This window comes from Bacteroidota bacterium (genome assembly GCA_034439655.1).
Lineage (GTDB): Bacteria > Bacteroidota > Bacteroidia > UKL13-3 > UKL13-3 > CANJUD01.
This window is the reverse complement of record JAWXAU010000167.1, coordinates 1-21,692: the sequence shown is the minus strand read 5'-3', so window position 1 is coordinate 21,692 and position 21,692 is coordinate 1. Positions and strand designations below refer to the sequence as shown.

The 21,692-nt window shown below is 36.8% G+C and carries 15 protein-coding genes; 7 read left to right on the top strand and 8 right to left on the bottom strand.

Annotation, left to right across the window (positions count from 1 at the left end; all coding sequences use genetic code 11):
- Positions 1 to 42 precede the first annotated feature (42 nt).
- Entirely contained in the window at positions 43 to 777 is a 735-nt protein-coding gene (gene rlmB, locus SGJ10_12565) for a 23S rRNA (guanosine(2251)-2'-O)-methyltransferase RlmB (protein MDZ4758956.1), read from the top strand.
- Positions 778 to 1,344: 567 nt separating this feature from the next.
- Here rlmB and SGJ10_12560 read toward each other — a convergent pair.
- The 5 genes from SGJ10_12560 to SGJ10_12540 all read right to left on the bottom strand — a co-directional run bounded on the left by SGJ10_12560 (position 1,345) and on the right by SGJ10_12540 (position 5,846).
- Positions 1,345 to 2,538, bottom strand: a complete 1,194-nt coding sequence (locus SGJ10_12560; protein MDZ4758955.1) for a putative sugar nucleotidyl transferase — start codon at positions 2,536 to 2,538, stop codon at positions 1,345 to 1,347.
- A gap of 110 nt (positions 2,539 to 2,648) precedes the next feature.
- Positions 2,649 to 3,992 carry an acetyl-CoA carboxylase biotin carboxylase subunit gene (gene accC, locus SGJ10_12555; GenBank protein ID MDZ4758954.1) on the bottom strand — a complete coding sequence of 448 codons (1,344 nt, stop codon included), beginning with the start codon at positions 3,990 to 3,992 and terminating at the stop codon, positions 2,649 to 2,651.
- A 124-nt stretch (positions 3,993 to 4,116) separates the two neighbouring features.
- Complete coding sequence (gene accB / locus SGJ10_12550; protein MDZ4758953.1) at positions 4,117 to 4,578, bottom strand: acetyl-CoA carboxylase biotin carboxyl carrier protein; 462 nt, start codon at positions 4,576 to 4,578, stop codon at positions 4,117 to 4,119.
- A gap of 133 nt (positions 4,579 to 4,711) precedes the next feature.
- A complete protein-coding gene (gene folE / locus SGJ10_12545) occupies positions 4,712 to 5,380 on the bottom strand; it encodes a GTP cyclohydrolase I FolE (protein MDZ4758952.1) in 669 nt (222 codons plus the stop codon).
- Complete coding sequence (locus tag SGJ10_12540; protein ID MDZ4758951.1) at positions 5,358 to 5,846, bottom strand: 6-carboxytetrahydropterin synthase; 489 nt, start codon at positions 5,844 to 5,846, stop codon at positions 5,358 to 5,360. The genes folE and SGJ10_12540 overlap by 23 nt, the downstream gene beginning before the upstream one ends.
- 235 nt (positions 5,847 to 6,081) lie before the next feature.
- Here SGJ10_12540 and SGJ10_12535 point away from each other — a divergent pair, with 235 nt between their 5' ends.
- Positions 6,082 to 6,612, top strand: a complete 531-nt coding sequence (locus tag SGJ10_12535) for an RNA polymerase sigma factor (protein ID MDZ4758950.1) — start codon at positions 6,082 to 6,084, stop codon at positions 6,610 to 6,612.
- Positions 6,613 to 6,676: 64 nt separating this feature from the next.
- On the top strand, positions 6,677 to 7,393 hold the full coding sequence (locus tag SGJ10_12530; protein ID MDZ4758949.1) for a lycopene cyclase domain-containing protein: 717 nt from the start codon (positions 6,677 to 6,679) through the stop codon (positions 7,391 to 7,393).
- 26 nt (positions 7,394 to 7,419) lie between these two features.
- Here the strand turns inward: SGJ10_12530 and SGJ10_12525 are convergent, their stop codons facing one another.
- Positions 7,420 to 9,111, bottom strand: coding sequence for a M61 family peptidase (locus SGJ10_12525; GenBank protein MDZ4758948.1), 1,692 nt, complete (start codon positions 9,109 to 9,111; stop codon positions 7,420 to 7,422).
- Between the two features lie 385 nt (positions 9,112 to 9,496).
- On the opposite strand from SGJ10_12525, the gene SGJ10_12520 reads away from it, so the two are divergent.
- Entirely contained in the window at positions 9,497 to 17,272 is a 7,776-nt protein-coding gene (locus SGJ10_12520; protein ID MDZ4758947.1) for a T9SS type A sorting domain-containing protein, read from the top strand.
- Between the two features lie 154 nt (positions 17,273 to 17,426).
- Positions 17,427 to 18,467 carry a T9SS type A sorting domain-containing protein gene (locus SGJ10_12515; GenBank protein MDZ4758946.1) on the top strand — a complete coding sequence of 347 codons (1,041 nt, stop codon included), beginning with the start codon at positions 17,427 to 17,429 and terminating at the stop codon, positions 18,465 to 18,467.
- Between the two features lie 76 nt (positions 18,468 to 18,543).
- Here SGJ10_12515 and SGJ10_12510 read toward each other — a convergent pair whose 3' ends face one another.
- The gene (locus SGJ10_12510; protein ID MDZ4758945.1) at positions 18,544 to 19,266 is read right to left on the bottom strand and encodes a Bax inhibitor-1/YccA family protein; all 723 of its coding nucleotides are present in this window, start codon (positions 19,264 to 19,266) and stop codon (positions 18,544 to 18,546) included.
- A 229-nt stretch (positions 19,267 to 19,495) separates the two neighbouring features.
- Here SGJ10_12510 and SGJ10_12505 point away from each other — a divergent pair, with 229 nt between their 5' ends.
- A complete protein-coding gene (locus SGJ10_12505; GenBank protein MDZ4758944.1) occupies positions 19,496 to 19,945 on the top strand; it encodes a PA2169 family four-helix-bundle protein in 450 nt (149 codons plus the stop codon).
- A 66-nt stretch (positions 19,946 to 20,011) separates the two neighbouring features.
- Positions 20,012 to 21,157 (top strand): DUF748 domain-containing protein, encoded by a 1,146-nt coding sequence (locus SGJ10_12500; protein MDZ4758943.1) that lies wholly within the window; start codon positions 20,012 to 20,014, stop codon positions 21,155 to 21,157.
- Positions 21,158 to 21,283: 126 nt separating this feature from the next.
- On the opposite strand, the gene SGJ10_12495 is transcribed toward SGJ10_12500, so the two are convergent.
- Complete coding sequence (locus SGJ10_12495) at positions 21,284 to 21,607, bottom strand: integrase core domain-containing protein (protein ID MDZ4758942.1); 324 nt, start codon at positions 21,605 to 21,607, stop codon at positions 21,284 to 21,286.
- Positions 21,608 to 21,692: the final 85 nt, after the last annotated feature.

The following is a 21,692-nucleotide window of genomic DNA, read 5'->3' as shown; positions in this document are numbered from 1 at the left end:
TAAATCACCCCAATAGCTATCGGGGCTCATTAAATATCAACTATGAACGATCAATTATATATATATGGAACCCGTGCGGTAATTGAAGCCATTGATGCTGGTAAAGAAATAGAAAAAGTAAATGTACAAAAAGGAACGGATAATGAATTGCACCGCCATTTGCGTTTTTTATGTAATAAGTATCATATACCTTTAAAGGATTGTCCGCGTGAATTTTTTGAAAAGTACCGGGAAAAAAATCACCAAGGTGTGGTAGCAGTTTTGTCGGCTATAAAATTTGCAGAAGTGGAAGAGGTTATCGCTGAAATGAATACTGCAGAAAAAATGCCCTTGTTTTTGGTGCTCGATGGTATTACGGATGTGCGGAATCTTGGTGCCATTTGCCGTACGGCAGAAGTTGCAGGCGTAAATTGTATAATAGTTCCGCAGAACAACTCGGCACCTTTTAATGAAGAAACAATTAAAGCATCTGCAGGAGCTATACACCATTTAAAAATATGTAGGGTTAATAATGTTAAATATGCCTTGCAACAATTAGCCTCGGCTGATATATTTATATTTGCTTGTACCGAAAAAGCTCCAGAGAATATATATAATACACAACTAAATCAACCACTTGCTTTGGTAATGGGAAATGAGGCCAAAGGCATTGCCCCTGGGGTTCTTAAGCTCTGCAATGGAAGAGTTTCTTTACCGCAGTTTGGGCATATAGGTTCTTTAAATGTTTCGGTGGCTGCAGGTATTATATTATATGAAGTTTTGAGGCAGAGGATGTAATAAAAACTATTCCGTTTTTATAGTTTTTACCATTTTAATATTGTCATTTTTGAGAATTTGTAGGTAATATATTCCCTTAGCTAAATTATTTGTGGGTACTGCTATCATATTATCAGCAAGCGGTGAAACTATCCGTTGCGAATAAACTTCCTGACCTAACGCATCTACCAATCTCAACTCGATAGGGTCCTGATTATTTGCCGTAATTTTAATATTTATTTCCTTTGTAAATGGTATTGGAAATACTTCGAGTCCTAGACTAGATAATATAGTTTTTATTAGTATAGAATTTGAGTAACTATAACTGCCATTGTAATCAACCTGGCGAAGTCGATAATAATTCTCACCTATGGGTGCATTATAATCAGTATAAGTGTAATGAATTGTTGTTGTTGAATTATTACTTCCTTTTACCTCTCCTATTTTTGCAAAGTTTTTAATGCTATCCGCTCTTTCAATTTCAAATTTAGCATTCTGATATTCTGAAGCCGTTGCCCAATTTAATATATTATCTCTATTTTGATTATAGCAATTAATAATATAAATCAGTAATAATATATATACTTTTTACCGCTCCCAAAACCTACTACTACTTCCCTCCTCAAATAAATGTTTGAGTATTCCCTTATCTAAATCCGAAAATTCTATAGCACGACGTGCAGCCATGATAGTGGCCATTTCATAAACTTTAGGCAATGAAAAAGTATCAAAACCTTGTGCACCACCCCATGCAAAAGAAGGTATATAATTACGCGGAAAACCAGCTCCAAATATATTAGCTGCAACACCCACTACTGTGCCTGTATTAAACATGGTATTGATTCCACATTTGGCATGGTCGGCCATCATCAGTCCACAAAAAGTTTGGCCAGTATTTTCAAATTTCTCTGTGATATAACTCCATAGTTTTACGGAAGTATAATTATTTTTGAGATTACTATTATTGGTATCGGCTCCTATATTACACCACTCTCCTATTACTGCATTGCCTAAGAAACCATCATGTCCTTTATTGCTATAACCCCACATCACCACATTATTTACTTCGCCGCCTATTTTACAATAAGGGCCAATAGTAGTTGCACCATATACTTTGGTGGCAAGTTTGGTACCTGCATGGTCGCATAAAGCAAATGCTCCGCGTATAATACTTCCTTCCATTACTTCTGCATCATTTCCTATATATATAGGTCCAGTTTTAGCATTGAGAATGGAACTTTCTATAACAGCACTTTCCTCAGCAAATATTTGCGAATCATTATATAACTTGTTACTGTTATTAATATTGGCTGAAGTACGACCTAAAGTGAGTAATTCAAAGTCTTGCTTAATGGCAATATCATTTAAAGTAAAGATGTCAGTGACGCTTTGCAGATGTATATATTCAGAAGATTTACATTCCACTTTTTCAAATGAACTTATATTGCTATCACTATAAATATAATCTTTAGCGGCAACAAAAGCAATTAATTTATTTTGGTTGTATAGTGCTTGCCCTATTTTCAGGTTTAAAACTTCATCACATAAATTTTTTGTAGGACAAACGGCCCCATTTATATATAAATTTTCATCAACTTTAATAATAGAAAATTTCGCAGTTAAATAATCATGTGTGGCAAATGAAATATTTGCTTTTGTGTGCTTTTCCCATTTCTCTTTAATTGTTAGAATACCAATACGCAAATCCCCGACAGGTCTGGTAAACGTGAAGGGAAGTAATTTCCCACGTTCAGCTCCGTCGAATAGGATAATGTTTTTCAAGGTTGGTTATTATTATATCGGTCTGTCTGCTGCGGCGGATATCCGAGACGGATGTGATTACTCCTATTTTGTCTTCGATGTCTGCCGCGGCTGACAGACTGACATTAGCATTATGCGTTAATATCAAACGTATTCATAAATGCAGTAGTGAAATTTCCACTGCGGAAATCTTCATTGTGCATTATTTTTTGATGCAGGGGAATAGTTGTATGCACACCTTCCACGATAAATTCGGCAAGGGCACGATCCATCTTTACAATACATTCTTCACGGGTTTGTGCTACCACAATCATTTTCGCTATCATACTATCATAGTTTGAAGGGATTGTATAACCAGCATATACATGTGTGTCTACGCGTACCCCATGTCCACCTGGTTTGTGCAGCGATGTAATTTTACCTGGACTTGGTCTGAAATTATTATAAGGATCCTCTGCATTGATACGACATTCTAGAGCCCACCGATTCACAGGAAAATAATCTTTGCCTGAGATAGGTACACCTGCAGCAATTAATATTTGTTCTTTTACCAAATCGAAATTTATCACTTCTTCGGTAACAGGGTGTTCAACTTGAATACGCGTATTCATTTCCATAAAGTAGAAATTCTTGTGCTTGTCTACCAAAAACTCCATCGTACCTACACCTTCGTAAGCAATGGAAGCAGCACCAGCTTTCGCTGCTGCACCCATCTTTTCACGCATTTCAGGAGTAACAAACGGGGAAGGACATTCTTCCAATAATTTTTGATGCCGGCGTTGTATAGAGCAATCGCGTTCGCTCATGTGACAAACGGTTCCATATTGGTCGCCGGCCAATTGTATTTCTATATGGCGTGGTTCTTCTATATATTTTTCCAAATACATTCCATCGTTACCGAAGGCGTTTTTAGCTTCCTGTCTGGCACTGTCCCAAGCTTCTTGAAAATTTTCTTCTTTCCATATAATACGCATTCCACGCCCACCACCTCCGGCAGTTGCTTTTATGATAACAGGATATCCTACTTCGGCAGCCTCGCTCTTCCCTTCTTCCACACTTTCTAATAATCCGCCACTACCCGGTATTAAAGGAACACCTGCATTACGCATGGTGTCTTTTGCATTGGCTTTGTCGCCCATCGAATTGATTTGCTCAGGTGTGGCACCAATAAATTTAATTCCATGCTTGCGACATATTTCGCTGAATTTTGCATTTTCACTGAGGAAACCATAGCCTGGATGAATCGCATCGGCATTGGTAATTTCGGCAGCAGCTATAATATTGGGGATATTGAGATAACTTAAAGGACTTGGAGCTGGACCTATACAAACTGCTTCATCGGCAAAGCGTACATGTAAACTTTCTTTATCAGCAGTACTATATACAGCTACAGTTTTTATTCCCATTTCCTTGCAAGTACGAATAATGCGAAGGGCAATTTCGCCGCGATTGGCAATTAGTATTTTTTTAAACACAACTATATAATTTTTTGGATTCTAAGTTTTGAATTAATGGTATTATCGTTTACTCCTTGTTGCACGATTCCGATTCATATCTTTATATAAATCATCAACAAATTTAAAACATCAATTAATAAAATTAGGCTGGTTCAACCAAGAACAACGGTTGGTCGTATTCTACGGGTTGTGCATTTTCTACCAGTACTTTTACTATTTTTCCGCTGATATCGCTCTCTATTTCGTTGAACAATTTCATGGCTTCTATAATGCATACCACTTTGCCTTGTTTCACTTCATCGCCCACATTCGTAAACGGTGGCTTGTCTGCCGATGTTGAACGGTAGAAAGTTCCTATCATAGGCGACTTAATGGTAATCAAATTACTGACTGCTTCTACTGGGGCAACTGGGGCTACAGGAACTGGAGCTGCAACTGGGGCTGCGATGGCTGCAGGTGCTTGCAACATTTGTGAATGCACTATCATGGGCTGGCCTGTGGTAGTTTTGATGGTGAGCTTAAAATCGCCCTGTTCAAGTTCCACTTCCGACACACCGGCCTGTGAAACAAACTTGATAAGTTCTCTTATTTCTTTAAGTTCCATAATATTAGCTTATGCATATGTTTGGTAAAATGCAGGGGTCAAAGAAAACACATAATAGCTCAACTGCCAAACACTTTTTGTACCCATGCTTTAACTTTTGGAAAGTTTGAAACTTTCCAAAGGTTAAAAGTAGTTAGGATAGTTTTTCCAAATATTTCAAGAATTCATTCCGTGTTTGCAAATCCTGAAATTTGCCTGTGAATTCTGATGTTACAGTTTTGCTTGTGGCATCTTTAATACCGCGGCTCGACACACACAAATGGCTTGCCTCTATTACTACTGCAACATCGGGTGTTTGTAGTGCTTCCATCAATTCGTTGGCGATTTGCACGGTCATACGTTCCTGCACCTGAGGTCTTTTTGCAAAATAATTTACTATTCGGTTTATTTTGCTCAAGCCCACTACTTTGCCGTGCGATATATAAGCCACATGGGCCTTGCCAACTATAGGCACAAAATGATGCTCGCAATTGCTGAAAAAGCTAATATCTTTTTCTACCAACATCTCCTTGTACTTATATTTGTTTTCAAATAACGTAACTTCAGGTTTGTTGCTGGGATTAAGCCCACTAAAAATTTCCTTAACATACATTTTGGCTACCCTATTTGGGGTTCCTTTAAGGCTGTCGTCATCCAAGTCTAAACCAAGAATATGCATGATTTCTCTGAAATGTTTTTCGATTAATTCGATTTTCAAATCATCATCCATCACAAAGGCATCGGGTCTTATCGGGGTTTCCATAGCGGAGGAGAAATGGTTATCTCCCATTTGGTCAAAATTAGTTTCCTTTGTATTTGACATAGTTTCTTTCGGTTTCGTAAAGTTTAATACTTAATTTTAATTCTTTGTTTATATAAGGTCTTAGCTTGTTCCAAATTACAATGGCAATATTCTCTGCTGTTGTATTGAAATCAGCAAAATCTGGACAATCTAAGTTGAGGTTACGGTGGTCGTATGCCTCTATGACATGTATATTAATAAGTTGCTTCAATACTTTCAGGTCAAACACAAAACCTGTTTCATGATTGACTGGCCCGGTAAGTTTCACCACTAATTGATAATTATGCCCATGATAATTGGGATTATTGCACAGCCCAAACACCGTTTTGTTTTCCTCTTCAGTCCATTGAGGCAAGTGCAACCTATGGGCTGCATTGAACTGTGCGGTGCGATAAACGCTTACTATTTTCTCTGTGTTTTGCAAATCGGGCTGCAAATATCGGTTAAGAATTATATACAACACCATAGCCATCCTTTTGTTCAGCATTTATATAATTTATTTTCAAGACAAATACTTTTGGCTAGGAAGCCAATCTCGCTCAAAAGATTTTATAGGAAGAATAATCGACCATTTATGCCTTTATCTCCATACTTTTTTTTATTGAAAATCAAACAATTAAAACAAATGTTCACTTTTTTTGAACAAAAATGAAACAAAAATTTGGAGGTTTGAAAATTTATCTTCAATTTTGTTGAACAATTAACAATATATATTAAACACAATGACAGCACCAGAATTCACCTCTGCCATCTCACACGAAAGAAGCCACCTAAGGAGCTATGCCTATCAGCTTACGAAAGATATTGAAGACGCCAACGACCTTACCCAAGAAACCTTATTAAAGGCTCTTACCTATCGTGAAAAGTTTGTGGATGCAACCAATTTGAAAGGCTGGTTGTTTACCATTATGAAAAATAGCTTCATCAATAATTATCGCAGGATGATGAAGAGGAACACCTTTATCGACAGCACAGATAATTCCTATTATTTGGATACGCCTGCCCTTTCTGTTCCCAATTATGGTGAATCAAAATTTGTGATGAGAGATTTGGAAGCAGCCCTTGGCAAACTTCCTGAAGATCTTAATAAAACCTTTACCCTTAACTTTACAGGATATAAATACCATGAGATTGCAGAAATGCTACATATTCCTATTGGCACTGTAAAGACTCGCATTTTCACTGCCCGCAAACAATTGCGTGAACGCTTGAAAAACTACGGTGAAATGTACGGTTTGGCTTACGAAAAATAATCAAGTGCAGCAAAGCTTAGTAATGGACTATGTTTGCAGTGTCGTTTAAATTTAAGCTTCACCTATGCTCAGCTACTGGTTCATCGATTTAATATTATTATTGCCTTGCTTGGCTTTTAGTTTTCATAAAAAAATTGCTTTTACTAGCAAATGGAAATTCCTATTCCCATCTATTATCGTCGTATATTTATTTATGTTGGTATGGGATCATTTTTTTATAGAATGGGGTGTGTGGCATTTTAATAGTGAATATATAACTGGTGTATTTTTTTATAGCATACCTATAGAAGAACATCTATTTTTTGTATCCATCTTATTTGCCAGTGTGTTTGTATATGAATGCACCTATATATTTATCAAACGAGATTATCTAGCCCATTATTCCATTGGTATAAGTATAACGCTTTCTATATTATTTGGATGGATGTTTTATCTATATTATACAAAATTATATACAGGTATTACCTGTGCCTGTGCAGCATTTTTATTGATTCAGCATAAATTTGTATTTCGTTCACACTGGCGTTATATGGGCCGTTTCTATATGTCTTACTTGCTAATGCTAGTGCCAGTCCTTATTACCTATTGGGTACTAACCTCGTTGCCTATAGTTATGTATAATGAAAAGGAAAGAATGGGCTTGCAAATAAAGAGTATACCTGTTGAAAACTTAATGTATTTCTTGTTTCAGTTTTTATTTGCAATCACTGTTTACGAATTTTTTAAGAAGAAATTCACTAAGAAAATTTCTGTCTCCGCAGAAGATATTGCCACAAATTGAAGCAATCCTCGCAATGACGGCAAAAATTATAGTTTACTAAACAGAATCTCATCTATTATATTCACTGAATATATATTATAAAAGTTATCTTGACTTGGATTAATAGTGAGTGTGCGTTTCACACCAAAATTTTCTACTTCTACTATAATAGGGCCCAAAACTGGAATATTATCGGCATCCATTTCGTTCATGCTATATTGTCCATTGATAGAAACAATCATATCATCAATATCTAGACCCGCTTGGTGTGAAGGGCTTCCGGGCCAAATAGCCAAAACTTGCCAAGCGTAGTTTGCTTTTATATATTTAAATCCAAATACTCTTTCTAAAGGATTATTATTGGGTAATATTTGTAATGCAAGACCTGAAAGTTGCAATGCATCTGGCAAATACTGTTCTATATAACCGCAGGAATTTATAATGTCATTAAAAAACCAATCGTAATTTTTTTCAGTGATGGTTTCACACATTTGTTTGATAGATGCCTCTGAATAGCCTTCTCCTTTTTTATATTGGGCATTCATATTTCGCATCAAATCGTCAAGATTTTTTTTGCCTTCTGTTTCTTCTCGAAGGCTCATATCCAAAATAAAAGCGGCCAAGAGTCCTTCGGTATATATATTAACTTTTCGATGAGGTACAAGATTACTATATCCATCGAGCCAAGTATCGTAACTGCTTTGTGCTACTGACAAATGATAACGGCCTGCGTTGTCGAAATGGCGTTGCAAGTGTTTGCTGAAAGTTTCTAACCATTCTTCATTAGTATAAACCCCACTTCGAATACAAATGATATCACCATAATAGGTAGTGAAACCTTCGTAAACCCAACCCAAAGTACTATAGTTTTCTATATTATATTTGTAGGGCAACATATCATTTGGACGAATGCGTTTTACATTCCACAAATGAAAAAATTCGTGACTGCTAATACCCAAAAACTCACGGTAAAATGCACGTAAATCGAAATTAGCATGAGGCCCCATCGCAATCACCGTGCTATTTGCATGCTCTACCCCATGATGAAAAGAATAGGGCAACATTTGAAAAAAGAAATGATATTCATTGCATTCTAGGTCGCCAAATAAATCTACTTGGGCTTTACAAAATTTCTCGAAGTCCGTTATTAATTTTTCGGAGTCAAATTTAAAATTTCCCTGGAACCAAAGATATATCGGACAATTCCCTAATTGAAAGGAAACCTTTTGTAGTGATGGTGATGCAATAAAGGGCGAATCGGCAAGTGTATGATAATTGTCGGCTATATATACTCGGTCGGAAACTTGAGAAAGTGCAATCGCTATTTCATAATCTTTGGGAGCATTGATATATAATTCGCAAGCACTATCCATTTGTCCTTCTATATATATCATACAATTACATGGGTTCACATACCATTGGGCATGGTTTACAAAACTGGCACCGGCATCGAGTTGGTGTGCATAGTATTCGTATACAATTCTAAGTTCACAATTGCCTTTAGTTTCAATTTGCCAGCTACCCTTTTGTGTTTTTGCTAGAGACAATTCACTCCCATCAATATCATAAGCTTTAAATTGTCTTATGTTTTTTGGGTAATTCTGCATTTCGTAGCGGCCAGGTCTCCATAGCGGAAGACTCACAACCACAGGAATTCCAGGTTTAAGCCCATCAATGATTACTTCTATTTGCAAAAAATGGGAACTCGGATTGAGGCTAGTAATGTTGTATCGAATCATGATGCGTTATAACACTGCAAACAAAGGGTGAAGGAATCAGATTACAAAATTTGACAAGGTATAATTGGATTGCATCAATGCTTTTAAGCAATTAAAATGGGCAATGCCTTTGTCATTATTCCTAAAATAATGCCACCTTGGTTAAAAAAGAAATACCTTTGAGAAGCTTTATCTACCATTAATTAGCAAGCGGTTTAAATCGTCTTTTTTAGTTTTGAGTTAACATAAACGTAATGTTATTATGGTTAACTTCGTGCCCATTAAAAAAGATCTTCACAAACACTATAAAATTATATAAATGAAAAACACGTTATTAAATTATCTTATGAAAACAACATTATCCAAGGCAGTTGTTATCTTATCCTTTATTTTGATTGGTCCAATAATGAGTACTGCGCAGACAAACTTCGTAAGCTGGGATTTCACACCAAGTATTTCAAGTGCCAATTATGCCACAAGTACAACAAATCAAAATGGTGCAAAAACAAGTGCATTAACATCACCAACTTTAAGCACAATTTCAATAAATGGTAGTGGTGTAAGTGGTGTAGGTGCTAACACATTTCATAGAACAACAGGATGGCCAACATCTTCTAGCTCTAGCAAATATTTAGAATTTTCCATTACTTTGGGTTCTAGTCAAACTTTTTCAAATGATACTTTTAATTTAGCAATCATTGCAGCTGTAAGTACTACTACAACTGCTGCAAGAGATTATACTGTGACCTACGGTTATGGTGCATCTCCATCTTTCTCTACAGTGAGTGGCTCAAATTCGGCCGCTTCAAACACAAGAGGGGGCACGGTGACAAGTATCGGCACTTCAAGCACTTCCAATACAGCGACAATACCTGCTCCTGGAAATACAATTGAAACCATATTAACTATTAGAATACTAATATATGGTTCAAGCAGTAGTTCAGGGAATTTCAGAATATACAGTCTAGCATTAACGAGCCCATCAAATGTAATAAACACAACACCTATTATTACTTTAGCAGGAACACCCAATGACTTCACCACATCAGCTATAAACACTACTTCATCTGAACAATCATTCACAGTTTCAGGTTCAAATTTAACTGATAGTGTTAGGATTGCCCCACCCACAGGTTTTGAAATTTCTACTGGAACTGGCGGTAGTTTTGTTGCTAAGGATACTGTTCGTTTAGCAAATTCTAGCGGAACACTTTCTTCAACTACTATATATGTTCGTTACAAACCTACTTCATTATCAATACAACCACAAGCAAGTGCAAGTTTAATTAATGCCAGTAGCAGTGGTGCCACTGCAAAAACTATTATAGTTACAGGTTCTGTCAGAAATTTAAGTCAAGGAGATATTGCGGTTATAGGATTTAATGCGTCAACTACTGATGCAATTTCATTTGTGGCTTTGGTCGATATTGCTGCAAATACAGTTATCAAATTTACAGACAATGGATACTCAGATGCGACGACGCAAATGACAGGCGAAGGATTTTTAATATATACTGCACCTTCAACTATTTCTATGGGTACAGTAGTATCATGGAGTAACGGAATGAGCATTAGCGGTACAGGATGGAATTCAAACAACCCAAGTAATTTTAGTTTGAGTGCACTAGGTGAGCAATTATTTGCTTACCAAGGAACTTGGGCAGTTTCAGGTGGTACTACAAATTTGTTAGAAGGTTTTAATAATGGGAACTCAGGGTGGACTGCATCAGGTTCAAACTTAAGTGCCACTTCAAACTCATACCAGCCATCGGCATTAAGCACAGGTGCTATGACTTTCTTTAATCCAAATGGTTTTTATAGCAACAATACAGGTAACACAGTTAATACAAAAACCAATATATATAATAGGTCCTATGATTCAACTAATTGGACTCGCAGTGCTGCTCAAATATCAACTGTTCCTTCGTGGAGTTTTGTAATACTTGCTGATGAACCAACGCTTAATGTTTCAAGTGGTTCAATTGCATTTACTGGAACTACAAATAATAGTATTACAGCTACTTGGACAAACCCTGTGGCAAATGGCGGTGCAAAACGCATTGTCGTTTTAAGATTAAGTGCCACATCTGCAGTAGCCCCTACCGATAATACTATATATACCGCCACATCTACCTTTGGTTCTGGAACAGGGCTACAATTAACAGGCACCGGAAACTATGTAATATATAATGGTACAGGAACCATCATTACTGTTTCAAGTGGCATCAACCCATCTACTGCTTATGCAGTTGATATATATGAATATAATGGTGGCACAGGCAGTTTGAAAGAAAACTATTTAGGCACTGCTGGCACTGCAGGTACTACAACTTTTAACAGTACGGTACTAGCTGACATTACACAGCCAACAGGTTCAATAACACAGGGTGTTAGCGATATAGTATTGTCTGGTTTTAGTATAACACCAAGTTCAAATATAGATTTTACAGCAGTTACTGTTACAACTTCGGGCACTGCAACTTCAACAGATATAACCTCTGTAAGAATTTTTAGAGACAATGATGGCAATGGTGCTATCAATGGTGCTGATAGTAGCGTTTCTGGTGCAGGTGCTACTTATGCTGGTTCAATAAACTTTAGCATTTCAGGTGAAACAAATTTTCCGACTGCACATTATTATTTGATAGTAACTAATGTGGCTGGTGCTGGAACTTCAACGGCTGGCAATACAGTTACGGCAAGCATAAGCTCGGGCAATTATACTACCAATGCATACTCGAGTGCTGGAACAGCAAATGGCAATTCAAGAACTATTGCAGCCCCTCCTGGTACTTCAACTATAACCGCGGGTGCAGGAACAGAGCCTACAACTATTTCTTCAATTATTAACTCACAAGGAACTTCATCACTCAATTTCGATATCGATATATTAGATGATGGTGCCACGCCAGCTAATGATAATGTGGCTACTCAAATATCACAAATGGTGTTCAATCAGGGTAGTGGAAATACAGTCTCCGATTGGTCGATAGCCATTGCAGGTGCTGAACTTAGCGACGGAACGAATAATATGACAGGCACTATTAATAGCAGTAATATTACTTTTAGTTCTATTTCTAACTCATCGGGAAACTTAGGTTATGTTGCTGATGATTCTACTAAAACCTATACTTTAAAAGTATGGCTCAAAACAAATATGACCACTTTGAAAAACACCATTGATGGACAAAGATTGGTTTTCAAAATTCTAAGTAATGACGTTACGTTAACTGTAAGTCAATTAGCTTCTGGTCAAGATCAAAATTCAGGCTCTAGCAAAAACCTTATAGATGTTGCAGCAAGTGCACTAACCTATATACAAAACACGAGTAATGCCATCGCTGGCATTGCTATGTCGCCGGCTATTACTGTAAGTGCCATTGATGCGAATGGCAACAGAGATTTAGATTTCACAAGTCAGATTAGAATTACTTCCTCAGGCAGTTTAAGTGGAACTCAAGTTGATGCTGCTGCCTCATCAGGGGTTGCTACTTTTAGTACCCTAACACACACAGCAGTTGCTACTGGCATAGCTTTAAATACAGAACGCACCAGCACTTTAGATTGGGATATTAGTAGTAATACATTTGATATATCACCTTCCAACGACGATTGTAGTGGAGCAACCACGCTTACCGTGAATGCTACTGCTATTGCGGGTACTTCGCTCAATGCTACACAGTCTATTTCTGCAATTAGTTGTAACAGCAATACCAGCAGCGGCACCATAGCTGATGTATGGTATAAATTTACCGCAACAACCACATCACATACGATTACTGTTACACCAGGTGCCAGTTATAATGCAGTGGTTGATGTGAGAAGTGGATCTTGCAATAGTTCAAACGTAAATTGTGCTGATGCCAATGGTGCAGGAGGCGTTGAAAAAGTAAATTTGACTGGCTTAATGGTTAGCTCAGTATATTATATAAGAATATATCATTTTGGTGGTGGTTCTTCATCCACACCTACCTTTAATGTGAAGGTTGAAAGCCCAACAGTATTAAGCATTGGCGATATTTCTATTATAGGTTTTAATTCAAATACTCCTGACAATTTTTCATTTGTAACTTGGGTAGACCTTGTTCCAAATACCATAATTAAATTTACCGATAATGGTTTCTTAAGCACCAGTTCATCTACCACCACCAATAATGGTCGTGGAGGCGAAAACTTTGTAACGTGGACTAATAGTTCGGGAAACAATGTAGCCGCTGGAACTGTTATTAAAATTGAAGACGGTGCGAGTCCATCAGTGGGTTCTGTATCACAAACATTAAATGGAATTTCTGCAAGTGGCGACCAAATATTTGCCTATCAAGGTTCAGGAGCGGGCACTTCTGCTTCCAATTCCGATTGGGGTACTAATACAAACCCAAGTACAGTTGCAGGTACCATGTTATTTGGTTTAACCTTCCCTGCCAACTGGATTAGCACGGGTTCAGCAAGCAGCAATACTTCTTATTTGCCTAGCGATCTTAATGTATCAAATGGTAATATAGCTATAGCAAGTTCAGGAGCAACATCAGGACAATATACAGGTTCGCGTGCAAACCAACCAACCCTTGCTTCATACAAATCTCTTGTTACCAATACTTCTAATTGGACTATTGCCAGTAGTGGAACAAGTACCTTAAGCACTACTGCATTTACAACTAGCACTACTTCAACCTTAGGAAATATTACACAACCTACTGGTCCAATTTATCAAGGATATAGCAGCGAAGTATTATCAGGGTTCACTGTAACACCCAATGCAGCAGTTGATTTTACAGGCGTTACGGTTACTAGAACGGGAACGGCTACTAGTACTGATATTACTGCAGTTAGAATAATTAGAGACTATAATGGTGATGGAATTATTAACACAACAAGTGGAGTAGATAGCGATGTTTCAGTTACGCCATTATCATACGCCAACTCTATGGCATTTACTATTACTGGTGAAACAGGATTTTCAAGTGTTCGTAATTATTTAATTGTGGGCAATGTGGCCGCAATTGGCACATCAACCGTGGGCCGTACACTTGCGACGAATATTGCTTCTGGAGCATTTACGACAACTGGAAGCACAACTCCAGCTACTATTAATACAGGCAGCGAAACAGGTAATACAAGAACTATTTCATTACCTCCTGGTACCGGCACTATTTCAGCAGGTGGAGGTAGCGAACCAGCTACAATATCTTCTGTAGTGAATAGTCAGGGTGCATCTTCTCTAAATTTTGATTTCACAATACAGGATGATGGTGCTACTTCTTCAACAGATACTTTATCAAGCTATATATCGCAAATGATTTTTAACCAAGGTACTGGCAATACAGTTACTGATTGGTCATTAGCTATTGCAGGTGCTGAACTTAGCGATGGAAGCAATACGCTAACTGGAACTATTAATTCTACCAATATAACTTTTAGCTCTATCTCAAATAATTATGGCGACCTAGGTCATATAGCTGATGATTCTTCAAAAACTTATACTTTAAAAGTATGGCTCAATAGCGATATGACTACTTTGAAAAATACCATAGCTGGATTAGGTCTGGTATTTAGAATTAAAAGTTCTGATATCACTGCAAATGTTGGAAGTCAGCTTACAGCGGTGGAAGATCAAAATTCAGGTTCAACAAATAATGTAATAAATGTTGCTGCATCACAATTGGCATATATACAAAACGCAACGAATGTATATACTAATTATTCTATGTCGCCTGCGGTGAAAGTAAAAGCCATTGACGCTAATAATAATTTGGATTTGAACTTTGCTGCACAAATAAGAATTACCTCTACCGGTACACTTGCAGGCACAACTATTGATACATTTGCTGTGGCAGGTATTGCAACTTATAGCACCCTCACACATACTGCAATTGGTGCTACCCTTACATTAAAAGCACAAAGGACATTAAGCCTCGATTGGGATGCAACAAGTTCTACCTTTAATGTAACTGATGCACCTGCAATTGCTGAAGTTATATTCCCACAATATGCTATTAATGGTAATACAGCAGGCAGTAGGTTTCCTTATACTTGTCGTTTGAGTGTAAATAATTTAACCCCTAATGCAACTTATAAATATACCGTAGCTGGAAGTACAGCAACTTCATTATCAGCTAACGGAGCCGGAAATATGTTTGCTATATATAATAGTACACAGGGTTCGGCAGGGTACCTAGTTGGATATAGTTCTGGTAAATCTTTTGGTTCATTAGCTTCTGAATTTTCTAGTAATGAATTTACTTCATCAAGCAGATATGCTACCCTCACTACTGATAGTTCTGGTTCTTATACGGGATGGTTTAGTTTAGTTCCCACTGGCAATGCTGTATTCACTGCAGGGAATGATATATATTTCTATGTGCAAATGAATAATGGAACCAATGCCATAGGTGATTCTTTAATCACGCAATCATTACACTCAACCAATACTATTAGAATGTTGGATTATACTACTGGATTACCTATGGCTGGAACTTCGCACACAGATGCTGAAAATTTTGCATTTGTATATGATAATACGGCTGGCAGTGGTAGACCAATATATGGTTCTTGGACAGAAAACGATGGTATCACAACCACATTCACTACTTGGTATACTAGTGCTTACGATGGTGTAGGTAGTGCGTGGGCAAGTATTATTCCTTCATCGCTTTCTAATGGTATTCGCAGAATAGGTTTTTATAATAATGATGGTACCGCATTGTATGCTGTAACGTCTACTAACGGAACATGGGGAAGCACAAATACTGTGAACCATGCAGCAGGAACTACACCAATAGTTATAGGTAGAACGGCTACCGGAACAAGTGGAGATTATATAAACTATAGTGCATCTTCTTTAAATAGTAATTTAACTGTAAATGGTGATTTAACTCTAACTTCTGGAACATTAGATATTAATACAGATTCATTATTTATTACTGGAACTGTTTCTCGCACTACAGGTAATATCAATGCTTCTAATGGAATAGTTGCATTTACCAATACTTCTGCACTAAGCTTACCTTCAAATACTTTCACAGGCAATGTTAAGAATATATATATGAATGGTAGCGGCGGTGTTACCATAAATAGTCCGATTACTTTTAGCAATAAATTAACTTTTAACAGTGGCCAATTGCATACTGGAAGTGACTCTGTAATTATGACTAATACTGGAAGCATTATAGAAACGAATTCATCTAATATTCAAGGTAAATTATATACGTTGCATACACTTACTCAAAATGTGAAAGATACATTTGGCGGATTGGGATTATATATAACAGAAACTACACAAAGCAGCAATAACTATGTTGTTACTCGCGTAACTGGAACACCTATTACAAGTGGAAACAGTGGTGCATTTAATGGTCACCAAGGAATTAAAAGATATTATACTATTAATCCGACTACCAATACAAATCTATCAGCACAAGTTACCTTCAAATATTTTGATGGTGAGTTAAATGGTATTACCGAAAGTGGTTTGCGTATATATACACATCCCGATCCTTATACCAATGGCAACTGGGCCGATTTAGGTGGAAGGCCTGCATTAAATATTACCAATAATACTATAACAAACGACCCTAAATATCCTGTATCGCATTTCTCTACATGGAGCTTTAGCAGCGAGGCAGAAGCACTGCCTGTTGAATTGGTAAATCTAGCAGGAACCATACAAAACAGTGTGGCTACAATTAAATGGATGGCGGCAAATGAAGATATAGGTTCACTATATGAAATAAGACATGGAACGAATATATATCATACAAGTGCAATAGGAACACAAACCGCATTTGCAAATGGCGAAACGGCCAACTACCAATTGGTGCATCACACCCCTGCAATGGGTACCAATTATTATCAGTTATGGACCCTGCAAGTTGATGGCACTAGCCGTATGCTAGGCCAAATAGCTTTAGAAAATAAAGGATTAGGCCACATGAGTTATAGTCCGATGCAATTGTATCCGAACCCTACTAATAGTAATTTGCAAATCACATTTGGAGACATGAGCACTGTTGCCAATAAACTTCAAATCGTTAACCAAATGGGTGCTATCGTAAGCGAACAAACATTGAATGGTAGTAATTCAACTTTACTTGATGTTTCGCATTTAGCTTTTGGTGTATATCATATTTTAATATATGGTAACAATGGAGAAATGTTGCAAGGGCAACGTTTTATTAAGAATTAGTAAATGTTATGGTTGGTTATAACACGCAACCATGAGCAGATTATATAATACTTCTCGAAAATATAAGAGCGGCTTAGCAATAAGTCGCTCTTTTTTTGTAGGACTAATACCAAGATGAAAATCTTATCTTTGCCATTTAATACCAATACTCATTATGAAACAATCTCAAATAATACTCCTCATTATTCTTCTATCCATGCGGTCTAATATTTACGGGCAAGTTGTACTACAAAAAGCACCAATACCAATAGTGGGAAACAAGTTTAATTTTTCTATTACTAACAATCCCAGTAGTTTTGACTATGGAAATTTTGGAACCAATCAACGTTTCGATTTTTCAAAATTAATTGCACAAAACTCTACAATGTTCAATATTGTTGATTTTAACTCATCGCCCGATAAAGATCTATTCCCAGAAGCAAATGTTGCTATTCATAGAAACCAAGGAGGTGAAACATATTATAGGATGACGGATTCTTCTATCAGCTATATTGGACTCGCATTTGAGATATCAACTCAAAATGGTTCATTCCATGTTAATAAGGAAACGAGGCAAATTAATTTTCCATTCCTTTACCAAAGTAGTTTTTACGATTCTAGTTTAATAGATATAACAATTCCAGATACAGTTTACAAACAATATGACTCATTAAGATACCGTCAAAAAATTGTGAACCATGTAATAGCAGATGCTTGGGGAAAAATGATTACAAAGCAAGATAGTTTCGATGTATTGAGATTAAGAACTGACTATGAAAATCTATATTTTACAGAAGAGTATAAAAATAACACCGGGCAATGGGCAATGCTCCAATCTAATCAGAAAAGCAGTGGAACATATTATGATTTTTGGACAACAGGTTTTATTCTACCGGTTGCCTCTGTATATGTCGACAAGCTTGGCGAGGCTGCTGGCGTTGTTTGGTTAGCAAATTATAATTTACCAGCACCACAAATTTCACCTAGCACAAATTTAACCATATATCCCAATAGTTCATCTGGAATATTTACTATCTCATATAATACAACTGTAGTACAAAAAAGTGAATTATATATATATAATATGCAGGGCGAAAAGGTACATGAAGAAACTTGGAATAATCCTGCGACAAAAACGTTAGACCTGTCATTCCTATCAAAAGGGATGTATATTATAAAACTGGCGGGAGAAACCCAAAAGATTTTGATAGACTAAATTTTCTATATTCGTCAATACAAAAAAGAGCAACTTAGAAATAAGTTGCTCTTTTTATATTAATTTTTTAAAATTATTATTTTCGATCGCCAAATAAATTGAGCAAGGCCAAGAATATATTAATGAAATCTAAGTAAATGCCCATAGCAGCCAGTATCGATAATTTGGCAGTGGTTTCAGTGCCTGCCTCCACTTGAGAACCTAAAGTTTTAATTTTTTGTACATCGTAAGCGGTTAACCCCGTAAATACAATTACCGAGATAAAACTTATAACGAGACTCATACCACGGCTACCCACAAACATATTAATAACTGAAGCTATAATAATTCCGAACAAAGCCATCATTAATAATGAACCCAGTTTTGTTAAATCGGTTTTGGTGGTATAACCCAATACGGCCATTGCTCCAAACATACCCGAACTGATTAAAAATATCTGAAAAATGCTACCCAGTTTATATACCATAAAAACAAAACTGAGACTCATACCCATAGACACCGCAAACAACGTGAAGAGTATAAGTAAAACTGGAAATGACAAGCGTTGCATCGCCATATTCATCACCAGTACCAAACCTATGGGTGCAAACATTACTACATAACCTAATGCCGTCATACCCCGACCACGTTCAAATAAAGATTCCATCAAAGAAGCATCGGTACCGAACATGTAAGCTAATGCACCTGAGATTCCCAACGCAAAAGCCATCCATGAAAAAACGTTGGCCACAAATGTTTTTGGGATTGCACCCTCTTGCGTTTGCGGAACGCTGTTGTTAAATTGAAATTGATTTTCCATTTTTTATTATTGTTTTTTTAGTTTGAAAGAAGTTTACAAATCTACCGCCAAAGGTACGGAATATGACAGATTTTCTAAAAGAAAAAAGGGATTTTGGATTTTGGATTCAGGATAGAGGGACACACGGCTATTTATAAAAATCAATTAATTATGTAAATATTGCTCGTAGTTATGTAATATTATCTGTTGCCCTCCAGTATAATTTTGACGCACAAAAAATTACGAAACCATGGAAAATCCAAATCAAAAAATTATCGACAAATTAAATCATTTTATTGCTATAGCCGAAGATGGGAAAATAGGGTATGAGAATGCCGCTAAAGATGTTAAAGACAACCAAATGAAAGCCATTTTTGAAAAATATTCAAAACAAAGAAGTGGATATATTGAAGAATTGCAAAAACAAGTACACCACTTAGGCAGTGCAGCAGAAGATAGCGGAGGCCCTGTGGGGCTCTTGCATCGTGTGTTAATGGATATAAAATCCGTTTTAACCTCGGGCGACAAAAATGCTATTATAAATGCATGTATTACTGGCGAAGAAGCTGCCGTAAAACATTATACAGATACCTTAGAAGAAACGCTATTTCCCGACAACATAAGAGCTATGATACAAAAGCAACTTTCGGGCATCCACCAAGCCCTAAGTGAAATAAAATCAAACATCTCAGCAGAATAAACCTCCTTCTGCTTAATGCGGCATCTGGGATGCTCAATATTTTAAGCCATTATTAAATAAACTTTTATGGCAGTTCTAAAAGCAAAACCCAAATCACCAAAAAAAACTAAAAACAGGAAATGGAAAATTTTTGGTATCACACTTTTGGTATTGGTAGGTATTCGCCTTGCCCTTCCTTATATAATATTACATTATGCCAATAAAACGCTGGCTACCATGCATGGCTATTATGGCCATATTAAGGATATTGACCTTTCAATATACCGGGGGGCTTATACTATAAAAGATTTTTATATTAACAAAGTTGATTCTATAACGAAGCAAAAGACACCCTTTATTTCTTCAGAGGTCATTGATATATCGGTTGAATGGAAATCATTGTTTCATGGTAGGATTGTTGGCGAACTCGAATTTGATAACCCCGTTTTGCGGTTCACCAAAGATAAAGCAGAACCTGCCCAAATTCAAAAAGACACTACTGATTTCAGGCAAGTGCTCGACAAATTTATGCCGCTCAAAATAAACCGTTTTGAAATAATGAACGGCAAAATACAATATATTGATTCCACCTCGAAACCAATAGTAAATATCATGATGGACCAAACGCATGTGCTGGCAGAAAACCTATCCAGTGTCCGCGATACTGCTTTGCTTCCTGCAAGAGTCACTGCCAATGCCAATGTATATAAAGGTACCTTAAGTTTTAATATGAAAATGAATCCATTGGCTGATAAGTTAACTTTCGATATGAATGCGGAATTAAAAAATACAAACTTACCCGAATTGAATAATTTTTTCAAGGCCTATGCTAATATTGACATCAACAAAGGTGTTTTTGGTTTATATACTGAAATAGCGGGAAAAGATGGAAAGTATAAAGGATATGTAAAACCTGTTATTAAAGACCTTGATGTATTGGGACCTGAAGATCGTAAAGATCCATTTAAACAAAAACTATGGGAGGGTGTTGTTGGCACTGCGGGCATAGTGTTAGAGAATAGAAAGAAAGACCAAATAGCCACAAAAGTTATTATAGAAGGTGCATTCGGTAAAACCGAAATTAATATATGGTATGCAGTTGCCGACTTGTTGCGTAATGCTTTTATACATGCCATTCACCCAGCAATAGACAACGAAGTTAATATTACTTCGGTAGGCAAAAAAGAGAAGAAAGGAAATTTCTTTAAGAGGATTTTTAGGAAGAAGGAGTAAGTACCTAGGAGCAAGGGATAAGTGGTAAGTGGCTGATGTCCATGCCTAAATAGCGTTGACCGCTTTTTACCTCATCTTCCTTGTTTTATTGCGGATATTACATCTGGAATTTGAGGCTTTGTTTGCTCAGGTTTTAAGGGGTTCGATCCCCCTTAAAATCTGAACTTTTGCGTCTAATGACTCTGTCACCATCGGCTTTGTTTGCTGCTGCAATATTAATAATTGTTTTTCATATTGCATTGGCGTTTGATATTTTAGTGATTTGTGTGGTCTGTCTTTGTTATAAAGGGATACTGCCCGGTCAACACTTTTTCTTAATTGTTCGAACGATTTAATAGTGTAATGTGCCAGATAATTGTTCTTAATTATGCCGTTCAACCGCTCGGCCTTGCCATTCTCCCAGGCATATTCACACATACTGTTACGCATGTAATAGTAGACCTCTTTCATAATTCGATTCTAATAAATATAAAGGTTTGAAACACAAATTTTAAAACTTAGAATGCTGCCCTTTTTTATTTACAGCAGCCCGCTG

Excerpts from the sequence above, each read along its gene's own strand:
- rlmB (MDZ4758956.1), top strand. The coding sequence starts at position 43 with ATGAACGATCAATTATATATATATGGAACCCGTGCGGTAATTGAAGCC.
- accB (MDZ4758953.1), bottom strand. The coding sequence starts at position 4,578 with ATGGAACTTAAAGAAATAAGAGAACTTATCAAGTTTGTTTCACAGGCC.
- folE (MDZ4758952.1), bottom strand. The coding sequence starts at position 5,380 with ATGTCAAATACAAAGGAAACTAATTTTGACCAAATGGGAGATAACCAT.
- SGJ10_12540 (MDZ4758951.1), bottom strand. The coding sequence starts at position 5,846 with ATGCTGAACAAAAGGATGGCTATGGTGTTGTATATAATTCTTAACCGA.
- SGJ10_12535 (MDZ4758950.1), top strand. The coding sequence starts at position 6,082 with ATGACAGCACCAGAATTCACCTCTGCCATCTCACACGAAAGAAGCCAC.
- SGJ10_12530 (MDZ4758949.1), top strand. The coding sequence starts at position 6,677 with ATGCTCAGCTACTGGTTCATCGATTTAATATTATTATTGCCTTGCTTG.
- SGJ10_12525 (MDZ4758948.1), bottom strand. The coding sequence starts at position 9,111 with ATGATTCGATACAACATTACTAGCCTCAATCCGAGTTCCCATTTTTTG.
- SGJ10_12520 (MDZ4758947.1), top strand. The coding sequence starts at position 9,497 with ATGAGTACTGCGCAGACAAACTTCGTAAGCTGGGATTTCACACCAAGT.
- SGJ10_12515 (MDZ4758946.1), top strand. The coding sequence starts at position 17,427 with ATGAAACAATCTCAAATAATACTCCTCATTATTCTTCTATCCATGCGG.
- SGJ10_12510 (MDZ4758945.1), bottom strand. The coding sequence starts at position 19,266 with ATGGAAAATCAATTTCAATTTAACAACAGCGTTCCGCAAACGCAAGAG.
- SGJ10_12505 (MDZ4758944.1), top strand. The coding sequence starts at position 19,496 with ATGGAAAATCCAAATCAAAAAATTATCGACAAATTAAATCATTTTATT.
- SGJ10_12500 (MDZ4758943.1), top strand. The coding sequence starts at position 20,012 with ATGGCAGTTCTAAAAGCAAAACCCAAATCACCAAAAAAAACTAAAAAC.
- SGJ10_12495 (MDZ4758942.1), bottom strand. The coding sequence starts at position 21,607 with ATGAAAGAGGTCTACTATTACATGCGTAACAGTATGTGTGAATATGCC.